The organism is Kangiella japonica, assembly GCF_039523535.1.
In the GTDB taxonomy this organism is placed as follows: Bacteria; Pseudomonadota; Gammaproteobacteria; order Enterobacterales; family Kangiellaceae; genus Kangiella; species Kangiella japonica.
The window spans coordinates 375,075-387,229 of sequence record NZ_BAAAFM010000001.1; the positions used below are offsets into that span (position 1 = coordinate 375,075).

The 12,155-nt window shown below is 42.1% G+C and carries 12 protein-coding genes; 2 read left to right on the forward strand and 10 right to left on the reverse strand.

The genetic code is table 11. The features are described from left to right. Positions 1-13: 13 nt before the first annotated feature. The 9 genes from bamA to rpsB all read right to left on the reverse strand — a co-directional run bounded on the left by bamA (position 14) and on the right by rpsB (position 10,108). Positions 14-2,488: an outer membrane protein assembly factor BamA gene (gene bamA / locus ABD128_RS01725; RefSeq protein ID WP_343985596.1), complete on the reverse strand. Its 2,475-nt coding sequence runs from the start codon at positions 2,486-2,488 to the stop codon at positions 14-16. Between the two features lie 12 nt (positions 2,489-2,500). Beyond that, a complete protein-coding gene (rseP, locus tag ABD128_RS01730) occupies positions 2,501-3,841 on the reverse strand; it encodes an RIP metalloprotease RseP (protein ID WP_343985598.1) in 1,341 nt (446 codons plus the stop codon). Between the two features lie 30 nt (positions 3,842-3,871). After that, on the reverse strand, positions 3,872-5,080 hold the full coding sequence (ispC, locus tag ABD128_RS01735; protein WP_343985600.1) for a 1-deoxy-D-xylulose-5-phosphate reductoisomerase: 1,209 nt from the start codon (positions 5,078-5,080) through the stop codon (positions 3,872-3,874). Positions 5,081-5,097: 17 nt separating this feature from the next. Further along, the gene (locus tag ABD128_RS01740; RefSeq protein ID WP_343985602.1) at positions 5,098-5,976 is read right to left on the reverse strand and encodes a phosphatidate cytidylyltransferase; all 879 of its coding nucleotides are present in this window, start codon (positions 5,974-5,976) and stop codon (positions 5,098-5,100) included. A gap of 9 nt (positions 5,977-5,985) precedes the next feature. Beyond that, complete coding sequence (gene uppS, locus ABD128_RS01745) at positions 5,986-6,660, reverse strand: polyprenyl diphosphate synthase (RefSeq protein WP_425545671.1); 675 nt, start codon at positions 6,658-6,660, stop codon at positions 5,986-5,988. Positions 6,661-6,873: 213 nt separating this feature from the next. Continuing rightward, positions 6,874-7,431 carry a ribosome recycling factor gene (frr, locus tag ABD128_RS01750; RefSeq protein WP_343985608.1) on the reverse strand — a complete coding sequence of 186 codons (558 nt, stop codon included), beginning with the start codon at positions 7,429-7,431 and terminating at the stop codon, positions 6,874-6,876. A 90-nt stretch (positions 7,432-7,521) separates the two neighbouring features. Beyond that, complete coding sequence (gene pyrH, locus ABD128_RS01755) at positions 7,522-8,238, reverse strand: UMP kinase (protein ID WP_343985611.1); 717 nt, start codon at positions 8,236-8,238, stop codon at positions 7,522-7,524. A 42-nt stretch (positions 8,239-8,280) separates the two neighbouring features. Continuing rightward, positions 8,281-9,147, reverse strand: coding sequence for a translation elongation factor Ts (gene tsf, locus ABD128_RS01760; protein ID WP_343985614.1), 867 nt, complete (start codon positions 9,145-9,147; stop codon positions 8,281-8,283). A 226-nt stretch (positions 9,148-9,373) separates the two neighbouring features. Continuing rightward, positions 9,374-10,108 (reverse strand): 30S ribosomal protein S2, encoded by a 735-nt coding sequence (gene rpsB, locus ABD128_RS01765; protein ID WP_343985617.1) that lies wholly within the window; start codon positions 10,106-10,108, stop codon positions 9,374-9,376. A gap of 674 nt (positions 10,109-10,782) precedes the next feature. Here rpsB and ABD128_RS01770 point away from each other — a divergent pair. Next, complete coding sequence (locus ABD128_RS01770; RefSeq protein ID WP_343985620.1) at positions 10,783-11,328, forward strand: hypothetical protein; 546 nt, start codon at positions 10,783-10,785, stop codon at positions 11,326-11,328. Between the two features lie 180 nt (positions 11,329-11,508). Here the strand turns inward: ABD128_RS01770 and ABD128_RS11405 are convergent, their stop codons facing one another. After that, on the reverse strand, positions 11,509-11,673 hold the full coding sequence (locus tag ABD128_RS11405; RefSeq protein WP_425545666.1) for a DUF5694 domain-containing protein: 165 nt from the start codon (positions 11,671-11,673) through the stop codon (positions 11,509-11,511). Between the two features lie 37 nt (positions 11,674-11,710). Here ABD128_RS11405 and ABD128_RS01775 point away from each other — a divergent pair, with 37 nt between their 5' ends. Then, a complete protein-coding gene (locus tag ABD128_RS01775) occupies positions 11,711-11,965 on the forward strand; it encodes a hypothetical protein (RefSeq protein ID WP_343985622.1) in 255 nt (84 codons plus the stop codon). Positions 11,966-12,155 lie beyond the last annotated feature (190 nt).

Consider the following 12,155-nt stretch of genomic DNA (forward strand, 5'->3'; position numbering starts at 1 on the left):
TCCAAAAATTTAATTAAAATGTTTTACCGATATTGAATGTAAAGGTTTCAGTATCATCGTAAGGCTCGCTTTTAAGGGGACGAGACAAACTAAATTGTAATGGTGCGAATGGTGAGTACCATTGTAATGAAATACCGTATGATGCACGGAAATTACTAGCATCACCAAAATCTGGGACGTAGCCTAACACGCTATTACCATCGATTTGTAGCTGTTCAAATCTACCAACATCAAATTCAGTATCCCACACATTACCTGCATCCACAAAGAAGCTTGTACGTACGTTTGAGTTATCCTCAACGAACGGTGTCGGGAAAATAAGCTCAAATGAATTAATCAACTTAGCGTTACCACCAATTGAGTAACGGCTTACTGCTACTCTATCAAATTCGTCAGGCAAATATACAGTTGTATTACCAGAGCCTGGTATCGTTCCGGGCACTGAAACCGTACTTCTAAATCTTCTAATATCACGAGGGCCCACAGTATTACCTTCAAAGCCTCTCAGAGAGCCACTTCCCCCTGCATAGAAGTTTGTGAAGTATGGTAAATAAGGCGTATCACCTAAACCATCGCCGTAGGCCATAGTGCCACGCCAAGAAAATATCCATTCATTATTATCACTAATTGGCAAATAGAAACCGTAGTCATAAGTGGCTTTATAGTATTCTAAATCACCTATATCAGTCGCTACTTCCAACCTCCAACTATGATCTACACCTTTAGATGGGAAAATAGCTCGGTTCAGCGTATTGTATCTAAAGCCAAAGTTTACTGAGAACACATCAAAGTCGACTTTTGACTCTCTTCTAGAATCAGATCCAAGTAGGCTGAAGAAGTCGATTACACGTTGCGAATCAGTTTGTGGTGACGTTAATGAGTTCTTTGAGACTCGGGCTCCAGCACTAAAACTTGAGAACTCTCCTGTTGGGAAGTAAAAAGTCGAACCTAACGCTATCGTATCTAAACTTTGTGCAATTAAATTTAATTTGCCATAGTCTGTTTCACTATAGTTCAAGCTCGTATTAAGCCCAATTCCGCTTTGCGTAAAGTAATTATCCGTGTAACTAACATTTGCACTCTTAACAGCTTTGTTGGTACTTAAAGCTATAGAGGCCGAGTTTCCTGTGCCCATAAAATTCTGATGGGATAACTCACCGTTGATACTAAACCCGTAAAAGTCGTTATAACCAAAACCGCCACTAATTTGCGCGGCATTACGCTCTTTTACTTCAAAATTTACATCAGCTCTGTCTGTCGTTCCTTCTTTTTTAACCGTATCAACGGTCACCTGCTCAATAAATGGGAGGCGTTGCAAACGCAATTTTGAACGATCAACTAAAGCGGATGATAATGCACCGCCTTCAAGTACTCGTGATTCGCGACGAAGAACATTTTCATCAGTTGTCACATTTCCTTTAAATGTAACTTTGTCAACATAATATCGCTCTCCGGGGCTCACCATGACTGTCAGCTTGGCTTCCGAGGTGTCTTCATTAATTTCAGGAATGGTACGAACTTCTGCAAAAGCAAACCCATAAAGACCTAATAACTGTTTGATTTGCTCTTCAGCAAATGTCATTGCCGCAGCTGAATACACATCACCTTTTTTTAAAGGGATAAGTCCTCTGATGACTTCTTCGCTTACAGTGAAATCCCCAAGAATATCGATGTCAGAAACATTATAAATTTCCCCTTCACTGATGCCGATAGTAATGTAGATATCCTCAGCATCATCAGACAAAGATATATTGGTAGAGTCGATAGAAAACTTTAAATATCCTCGATCCTTGTAGTACGAGGTTAGGGTTTCTAGATCCTTCTCTAAAGTTGTACTTGAATACTTATTGTCATCAGTAATGAAAGTAAACATTCCACCAGTGCTTAACTCAAATTGAGAAATTAGCTCTTGGTCGGAGTAAAGATTATTACCGATTAAGTTGAACTCTTTAATTCGAGCAGAACCACCCTCTTTAATATTAATACGCAACTGAACACGGTTACGAGAGAGCTCAACTATCTTTTTTTCTACACTGAGGTGATAATGTCCATTTGAAAAGTACTGGTTAGTAATTTCCTGCTCAATTTTATCAAGCACAAAGTTATTCAGTACCTCACCTTTTGCAATCCCAGCATTTTTCATGCCGTCCTTGAGTTGGTCAGTTTTTAAGACCTTATTACCGTCAATAATGATGTCTGAAATAATTGGGCGCTCTACAACTAAAACCTTTAGAGTAGTACCTTCTTTTTCTAATTTTACAAAGTCAAAGTTACCTGAACTATATAAAGATCGAATAACCGAAGGGGCTCGCGAGTCATCAATAGTCTCACCGACTCGGATTGGTAGCTCAGTAAAAAAGGTTCCCAGTGAAATTCGTTGCAATCCTTCAACTTCAATATCTTTAACTACAAAGGGCTCGATGGCTTGAGCTTTAGAAAATAATCCCGCTAAAACTAATGCAGTTACCGTTTTTCTTATCAAATGCATCTAATCTTGTCTCTATTGGTTTATTCGGTCTATATCAAAAAATAGCGCTACGGCCATTAACGTAAGCAGTAATATGATGCCAACACGCATCCCAAGTTCCATAATTCTTTCAGAAACTGGTTTTCCCCGGACGAGCTCGGCTAAATAATACATCAAATGCCCACCATCGAGCATGGGGATAGGGAGTAGATTAACAAAACCTAAGTTGACGCTTATCATAGCGAGATAAAGCAAGAATGCAACCATCCCAGCTTCGGCTGTTTGCCCCGCCCCTTGTGCGATTCCCACAGGGCCACCAAGGTTTTTGATGGAAAGCTTTCCTGTGACTAACTTACCTAGGAAGCTGGTGATACGTTCTACCATTTGCCAGGTTTCTTGCGTTCCTTTACCTAGTGCCTCAAAAACTCCATAATGCATCGTGTTATAGCTCTGGTAGCCAGCCCCTACTCCAATAACACCTATGGCTTCAGTCCCCTCTCTAACTTCTGGCGTAATAGTCAATGAAATGGTTTGCTCACCCCGCAACACTGTAACTGAAAGCGGTGTATTGGCATTCTGCTCAACTATGTCTCCCATAACACTCCAGTACGGAGTTTCCTGTCCATCAATACTTACAATTTGGTCGCCAACTTTAATCCCCGCTTTTTCAGCCGGCATCCCTTCAGCAACTAGACCTATAAGTGCTGGACCATCGTAGGCGCCGAAATCAACACCTAGTGCTTTAAACAGATCTTTCTGTTCATCAGGCTCTTGCCACTGACTGATATCCAAAGTAATGGTTTGGATTTTTTGACCAATAGGCTTAACCACCACCTCAAGTTGCTTGTCATCCCCAATATGGTCTAAGAAGGCAAATAAGGTATCCTGAGTGCTTTTTACAGGCTCCCCGCCAACTTCAAGCACTTCACTCTTTGCAGGAAACCCTGCCTCTGAGGCTGGAGTATTCGGGTAAACTTCAGTGACGAATGGCTTGCTAACATTAATGCCAAGCATAAAAACAAATGCATAAATTAGAATGGCCAGTAAAAAATTAGCCATAGGACCAGCTAAGACGATGAGAATGCGCTTCCACACTGGCTGACGATTAAACGCATAAGGCAAGTCTTCTTCTGGAACGTCGCCTTCGCGCTCATCAACAAACTTTACGTAGCCGCCCAGCGGTATTGGTGCAACACAAAACTCAGTACCATGCTTATTAAACCGGCTCCAGAGAGGCTTACCAAAGCCTACAGAAAAGCGTAAGGCTTTTACACCTAACTTTTTTGCCACCCAGTAATGCCCCCACTCGTGGAACGTTACCAGAACGCCAAGTAAAACCAATAAGCCAAAAATACTCCAAAGAGCTGTGATCACGCTTTGTATCTCCAAATCATATATCTAATATTAAATTGTCATTTGCTCAACGAGCTGCTGAGCGTACTCTCGCGCTTGTTTATCCGCATCTAAAACTGCTTCCAGGGTCGATGCTTCAGCATAACGAGTCGACGTTAATGTTTGCTGAATCAGCTCTGATATTTGGGTGAAGCCAATTTTCCCGTCAAGAAACGCTTCCACGGCGACTTCATTCGCAGCATTCAATCTTGCAGGGCTATTGCCCCCGAGTTCCATCGCTTCGCTCGCCAAAAGCAAACAAGGGTAACGTTCTTTGGCTGGGCGATCAAAGGTCAATTGGGAAATTTCCATAAAATCCAATGGTTTCACACCAGCTTCAATCCTCTCAGGAAAGGCCATGGCATGGGCTATTGGCGTGCGCATATCCGGATTCCCCATTTGGGCAAGGACCGAACCATCGTTATAGCGGACCATGGAATGAATAATGCTTTGCGGATGGAGGACCACTTCAATTTGTGCCGGCTCTACATCAAACAACCAGCAGGCCTCTATCAGCTCCAAGCCTTTATTCATCATAGTCGCTGAATCAACAGATATTTTACGCCCCATATCCCAATTTGGGTGGGCGCAAGCCTGCTCTGGTGTAATAGAAGAAAACTCTGATAAGTCTTTATTGAGAAAAGGGCCACCCGATCCGGTTAAGACAATATTGTGAATACCGCATTTCTCAATACCCTGCTCAACAAAGTGCTCAGGCAAACACTGAAAAATTGCATTATGCTCACTGTCAATCGGCAGTAAAGTCGCACCATGCTTTTTAACCGCATCCATAAAGATAGCACCAGACATAACCAGGGCTTCTTTGTTTGCTAACAATATTTTCTTTCCAGCTTTAGCAGCAGCCAAGGTTGGCATTAAGCCAGCGGCACCAACAATGGCCGCCATAACAGTGTCGACACTCTGGTGACTCGCTACGTAATCCAAATGTTCAGCGCCATGCAGAACAATGGTATCCAGCTCTTTTTCTTCAACGTATGACTGAAGTTCATGAGCCAACTTGGAGTCTAACAAGACCGCATAGGTCGGGTGAAATTCTACGCACTGATGTTTAATCTGCTCTAAATTGCGGTTCGCCGTCAGCGCAAATACCTGATACCTTTCAGGGTGCCTGCGAATAACGTCTAAAGTGCTGGTACCGATGGAGCCGGTCGCACCTAGGATACAAATCTGTTCAGGCGTGTTATCTGTGGGTTGATTCATTTTGATAGCCTAAAACCTTACGTCAGTAATTCTAACCATAAAACACCAGCTACAAAAAATGGTGCGACGGACAAAGTGCTATCTAGTCGGTCGAGCAAGCCGCCATGCCCTGGCAGTATATTACTGCTGTCTTTAATGCCTGCTTGGCGCTTGAGCATACTTTCGAAAAGGTCACCAAAAACCGACAATACAACCATCAACACGATAAACACCACAAATTGTGGCCAATCTAGGGCCAACGGCAACATAGATGCGACAAGGCTACCAACGATGATTGCTAAGACTAAACCGCCAATCGCGCCTTCCCAGGTTTTATTAGGGCTAACCACTGGTGCAAGCTTGGTTTTGCCAAGCGTTTTACCAGCAAAGTAAGCACCAACATCGGCACCCCAAATAATTACTAACATCAACAGTAGCATCCAAGCGCCAAAGTTATAGTCTAGGTTAATCAACAAGCTACGAATGATAACGACAGCCAACCAAGCAGAGGCAAGAATGACGATACCAAACAAACCGCGTAACCAAGGCCCTCTAAACATAGATTTAGTGGCTTTGGGATAAAGAACCACAACAATCGAAGCGACCACCCAGAGCATCAGGGCGACTAACAGTAACTTGAAGGGATAAGCGTCGTACCATAAAGATGGTAAGACCGCCTCACTGAAAAAGGTTTGCTCGTAAAGCTGATAAAATACACCGCCAATGGCTGCTAGGGATAATACAATAAAAGCCGATTGCCCAACTTTCCCCGTTTCTAATAAGCGCGACCATTCCCACGCTAGAATAGCAAATACCGGTACTAATATTGCTGAAAAAACAAGCAAGTCCGGTAAAAATAATAAACACCCAACAAGTGGTAATAGTAGTACAGCAGTTATAATTCTTTGTTTTAACACAGTATTCCCCTAATTACTGGTCGTAGCGACCTGCTCGCCAGTCTTTCCAAACCGTCTTTGACGACGATTATAATCTTCTATAGCAACCTTTAATGCTTTTCCATCAAAATCCGGCCATAGCGCATCACTAAAGTACAACTCGGCATAGGCGGCTTGCCACATTAAGAAGTTACTTATTCGTTGCTCACCACCGGTACGAATCAATAAATCTGGGTCAACACCGTCAGCAGTTACCAATTGCGCTTGTAGAGATTCCTCTGTAATACTAGCTCCCTGCTCGGCTAATGATTGCGCAGCCTGCACAATATCCCAACGGCCACCATAGTTAGCAGCAATTTGGAGGTAAAGTCCGTCATTATCTTGAGTCAAAGCCTCAGCTTTTTCAATCGCTTTACGCAATCTACTATCAAAACCTTCTTTATCTCCAATGACCATCAGTTTGACGTTATTTTTGTGCAACTTCTTAGATTCGTTTTTAAGGCTAGTCGCAAATAACTCCATTAAAAAGCTGACCTCGTCCTTAGGGCGATTCCAGTTCTCACTGCTAAAAGCAAAAAGTGTTAGATACTTAACACCGAGCTCGCCACAAACCTCCGCCATTTCTCGCGCTCGCTCCATGCCCGCTTTATGACCAAATACCCGCTTTTTACCACGAGCTTGAGCCCAGCGCCCATTGCCGTCCATAATAATAGCGATATGCTGAGGGACTTCACTGATTGAAGCTTCTTTTTTGGGGACTTTTTGTTCCAAGCTATCCTCTCTGGCTCTACGAATCTATTTATCTTTATTATAACGAAAACGCCGTGAAAAGTTTCACGGCGCCATATCATTATTTATACCATATAAAGGCTTATTGGTGCTGAAGTCTTTTCAACCAAGCCTATTGGTAAATCTGTCTTAGATCTCTAATAACTCAGTCTCTTTTTCTTCAAGCAACTCGTCAATTCGAGCAATTTTTGCGTCTGTAAGCTTTTGAATTTGCTCTTCAGAACGGCGTAAATCGTCTTCTGTGATTTCCTTCTCTTTTTCTAACTCTTTCAATGAGTTATTAGCGTCACGACGAATATTACGGACCGCAACTTTAGCATTTTCAGCTTCACCACGAACCACTTTGATAAGCTCTTTACGACGCTCCTCGTTTAAAGGTGGCAATGTAATGCGAATAACTTGACCTGCTACGTTTGGCGTTAAACCTAGGTCTGATTTTAGGATAGCTTTTTCAGTATCTTTAATAGCACCCTTATCAAAAATCTGCAGTACTAAAGTACGGCCTTCTTGAACGCTGATGCTCGCCACTTGGCTAATAGGTGTGTCAGCACCATAGTATGGAACCATGATGTGCTCAAGCAAACTAGGATGTGCGCGACCTGTACGAACTTTAGAAAGATCGCTTCTAAATGACTCGATGGTCTTATCCATACGTTGGTCAGCATCTTTTTGAATGTCATTAATCACTGGGATATCTCCTATAATTGCTTGTTATATTCTTAATTTGGCTATTATGCCTTAATACTTGATTGATTCAATCGAAAGGTTTGCTCAACCTTATGGATGTATCAGTGTGCCTTCATCTTTGCCCAATACAGCCTTTTCTAAGGCTCCTGCTTGAGTCATATCGAATACACGAATGTTCTTCTTGTGGTCACGTGCCAAACAGAATGCCGTTAGGTCCATAACCGCCAATTCTTTATCTAACGCTTCTTTATAGCTCAAACGATCATACTTAACAGCATTTTTGTCTTTCGCAGGATCTGCCGAATAAACGCCATCAACTTTGGTCGCTTTAAGAATAACTTCAGCGTCTATCTCAATGCCTCGAAGGCACGCCGCTGTATCAGTGGTAAAGAATGGATTACCCGTCCCTGCACAAAAAATAACAACACGCCCTTTTTCTAAAGCGTTTATTGCGCCACGACGAGAAAAGCCTTGGCAGACACCATCGATTGGCATCGCAGACAGCACTTTAGCTGGCTGCTCGATGCGTTCGAAAGCATCTTGCAAAGCGAGAGAGTTCATCACAGTCGCCAGCATGCCCATGTGATCACCGGTCACACGGTTCATGCCAGCTTCTGATAATTTTTGGCCGCGGTAAATATTACCGCCGCCAATCACCACGCCGACTTCAACACCTTGCTTACATAACGATTTAATCTCATCAGCGATTCTTTGTAGAACTTGAGGATCGATTCCGAAAGCCTCACGCCCCATTAAAGCCTCACCACTCAATTTTAACAAAATACGCTTATAAGCTAAGTCGGCCATAGTGTTTCCTTCTAAAATGTTACATCTAAGTAGTTACTTAGATTATTTCTTCATTTGAGCAGCAACTTCAGATGCAAAGTCTTCTTCTTTCTTTTCAATACCTTCGCCTACTTCAAAACGAGTGTAAGAAATAACTTTAGCATTGTTTTCTTTCAGCAACTGACCAACAGTTGTTGAAGGATCTTTAACGAAGCTTTGACCTTCAAGAGTGATTTCACCAACGAACTTCTTGATACGACCAACCATCATTTTCTCAACGATGTTCTCAGGCTTGCCTTCCATATCAGGTTGCGCTTTGATGATTTCTTTCTCTTTCTCGATAACTTCTGGAGCAACGTCGTCAGCCGTGTTGAACTGAGGGTTGCTAGCAGCAACGTGCATCGCGATGTCTTTAGCCAAGTCTTCGCTACCACCGTCTAAAGAAACGATAACACCGATACGGCCGCCGTGAACGTAAGCACCAAGAGTGTCGCCATCAACTTTAGCAACGCGACGTACTGTGATGTTTTCGCCAATTTTCGCAACTAAGTTAGCACGAGCTTCTTCTACAGACTCGCCAGAAGGCATAGTCGCAGCGTTTAAGGCTTCAACGTCAGAAGTGCCGTTAGCTAGAGCAACGTCAACAACTTCGCTTGAGAATTTCTTGAAGCTATCGTCACGAGCAACAAAGTCAGTTTCAGAGTTAACTTCAACCAAAACACCAGTGTTGTCGCCAGACTTCGCTAAAATCACACCTTCAGCCGCGATACGGCCTGCTTTCTTAGCAGCTTTCGCTTGACCTGATTTACGCATGTTATCGATTGCAGTCTCAACGTTACCGTCAGCTTCAACCAATGCTTTTTTACACTCCATCATGCCAGCGCCAGTGCGCTCACGTAATTCTTTAACTAATGCAGCAGTAATTGCCATGATAGTATCTCCGATAGTTTCCTCTGCTTATATATCAAGCAGAATACTTAAAATAGAATAGTTTAATCGTCAGTGTTGAAACCTTTATGAAGCTTATCAGCTCTTTGATTACTAAGGCTTTTCAGAAAATGTTTCTTCCAAAGGGTAGTCTGGAAAAACTCTTTCAAAAAAGGGGGCCTCGCCCCCTTTTTCAACACTCGAACTTTTCAATCGAGAAGGGCAGCGATTACTCGTCGCCAGACTCTTCTACAAACTCGTCGCCTTGATCAGCAACAGTGTTGCTTTGCTTACCGTCAAGCACTGCGTCCGCTACTGCACCGCAGTATAAACGAATCGCACGGATCGCATCATCGTTACCTGGGATGATGTAATCAACGCCTTTCGGGTTAGAGTTCGTATCAACCACAGCAACAACAGGAATACCCATCTTGTTAGCTTCTGCGATTGCAATGCTTTCGTGATCAGCGTCGATTACGAACAATACGTCTGGAAGACCGCCCATGTTCTTAATACCGCCGATAGACTTCTCAAGCTTTTCCATCTCACGAGTACGCATTAACGCTTCTTTCTTCGTCAAACGCTCGAAAGTACCGTCTTCAGACTGTTTTTCTAAGTCTTTCAAACGGTTAATAGAACCACGAATCGTTTTGTAGTTAGTCAACATACCGCCTAACCAACGCTTATCAACGAAGAACTGACCACAACGAGTCGCTTCTTCTTTAACGATATCGGCTGCAGCACGCTTAGTACCAACAAAAAGGATTTTGCCTTTGTTCGCAGCAACTTTACCTAAGAAATTCAACGCGCCGTTGAACATAGGTACAGTTTCTTCAAGGTTGATGATGTGGATCTTGTTACGCGCACCAAAGATATATGGACGCATTTTAGGGTTCCAGAAACGAGTTTTGTGACCGAAGTGCACGCCCGCCTGTAGCATGTCACGCATACTAACTTTTGACATAATAAAATTCTCCGAATTTCGGGTTAAGCCTCCGCAAATCCCATTTCCCGACCCCAGCCAGTATCTTTTTAAAAGAACTCTGACGGAGCACCCCGGTAAATGTGCCGATTTGCGTGTGTTTTAAGTAAATAATCGTATTTTGTGACAAAGGAACTGACAGTCGTTAAACGCACTTCCGAGCCACGGCGCGCTTTATACCATTTTTCAGGGTGAGAGGCAATGATTTTGGGTGATTTGCTTCTAATCTCTTAGATAGATTAGAATTAAGTCAGGGTCATTACTTTCCTAAAACAGAGGTCAAATGCTTGCTAAGAACGCAATATCGTTGAGCAATGAGGATATGAGCACTATTAATTCAGCTTTGGATGAGTTTGAACGTTCATTAAGCTCCATTGAACGTGATTCACAAGATGCTTTTGCCTTGGCCATTTTATAAACTCCTGTTTTGATAGGGACTCCTTTCAATCTAATAAACTTTCAGCCTTGGTATCTTTTCAAAAAGCTTGGAAATCAGCGAACATATTAACTGACTTAGTAGAAGGGAGCGATACTCGACTTTTTCAAGAAGGCATTTCAAGTGCTAAGACCATTTTACGTGACTCACTATTATTAAATGTGGACTTTTTTAGCACCACCTTAATAATCTACTAACATACATAAAAGGAAATAAAAAAATGGAGCCTGATAGTAATTCAATAAAAGTTGCAGAGCTCCAAAGACAAGCCACGGCTTATAAAAGAATGGGAAGTTTGAACAAAGCAATCAGACTTTTGAAGAAGTCACTAAAACTCATTAAAAAATCTAGCGTAGGCTTTGACCATTATTCATTTACCAAAATTATCCCCTATATACAGTACGCAGGCAGATACTCCAAGCTAGAGAAATTTGTTAAATACAAAATTATTCCAGTCATGGAAGTCAACAACAAAATTTCTTTTGCACACCAAAATAAGCAAATACAGGAGGCTTACTATAACCTCAAACTCTCACAGATTTATGACAAAATGCGACTCGCGGCTCAACGGGAAGGCAATTTAACTGATAAAGAAAGGTACTCAACCCTCCGCGAAGAAACTTACAATAAATATATTGTTCTACTTGCCTCAGGCGAAGAGTCTAAATCTAATGAAGATATAGAACTTTTTGAGGATCTATTTGGGCCAGACCGTTCAACTTGGCCAAGAGGCGTTAAGCGTTTAATAAATCTTGATGACAATTAATGGAATTAATGGGGGGCAGAGTTCATTTACTAAAGCATGTTAAGCAAAAGTCTAGCCATATCAATGAGCAAGCGTAGCCTCGAAAGAACATCAGTGATTTCGAGGCTTTATGTTTATAGCTGACTCTTTACCCTTGATTACGCTTTGCTAATCGAGGCTACGTTTAATCTTCCAAGTACTTCAACGTATCCACCACTTCGATTTGGGGCTTCTTTTTATAAACTCTCTTAAAAATACGGTGTGAGCTCGGCCCATTAGGATGAATACTCGACCGTCTTTGGTCATGCGGATGCGGTAGAGGTTACAGTAGATGAGGAAATGGGGAATAATGGGGTCAGAGTACATTTACTAAAGTCAATTAGACATAAGTCGAGTCATATCAATGAGTAACTACTTTTTAGTTTTTGGGATTGTATTAGCTGTTCTACTCAATATTATTGCCTGTTTTCGTGTCTTCAAAGCCGATTATTTTTACAAGCATCAAAAAATATTCCAAATTATTTTAATTTGGCTCATCCCCTTCATAGCTTCAATTGGAGTAATCCTTTTTTTATCCAATGAGAATAATCCTTCAAAAAAACTTACTGAGTTTGGAGGTGGAGCTAATGATAGTATTGGTGGGGCAGCTGATGATTAGCAGGTGTAGCTTTTGACCTTGGTATCCCTCTAATGAAAGAGACAACGTTACTTCGAGGATATTACCTTTCAATTCAACCAGCCCTAATATAGAGCTGCATACATTAAGGCACTTCTAAGTACTTGAGAAAAAAATAAATGAAATAAAGGTAGACAGCGGCCCCATAACTCTATACTCTTGACACCAGCTA

Bases quoted from the DNA above. Each gene is read 5' to 3' on its own strand.
- bamA (WP_343985596.1), bottom strand. From the start codon at position 2,488: ATGCATTTGATAAGAAAAACGGTAACTGCATTAGTTTTAGCGGGATTA.
- ispC (WP_343985600.1), bottom strand. From the start codon at position 5,080: ATGAATCAACCCACAGATAACACGCCTGAACAGATTTGTATCCTAGGT.
- uppS (WP_425545671.1), bottom strand. From the start codon at position 6,660: ATGGACGGCAATGGGCGCTGGGCTCAAGCTCGTGGTAAAAAGCGGGTA.
- pyrH (WP_343985611.1), bottom strand. From the start codon at position 8,238: ATGGCCGACTTAGCTTATAAGCGTATTTTGTTAAAATTGAGTGGTGAG.
- tsf (WP_343985614.1), bottom strand. From the start codon at position 9,147: ATGGCAATTACTGCTGCATTAGTTAAAGAATTACGTGAGCGCACTGGC.
- rpsB (WP_343985617.1), bottom strand. From the start codon at position 10,108: ATGTCAAAAGTTAGTATGCGTGACATGCTACAGGCGGGCGTGCACTTC.
- ABD128_RS01770 (WP_343985620.1), top strand. From the start codon at position 10,783: ATGGAGCCTGATAGTAATTCAATAAAAGTTGCAGAGCTCCAAAGACAA.
- ABD128_RS11405 (WP_425545666.1), bottom strand. From the start codon at position 11,673: ATGTACTCTGACCCCATTATTCCCCATTTCCTCATCTACTGTAACCTC.
- ABD128_RS01775 (WP_343985622.1), top strand. From the start codon at position 11,711: ATGAGTAACTACTTTTTAGTTTTTGGGATTGTATTAGCTGTTCTACTC.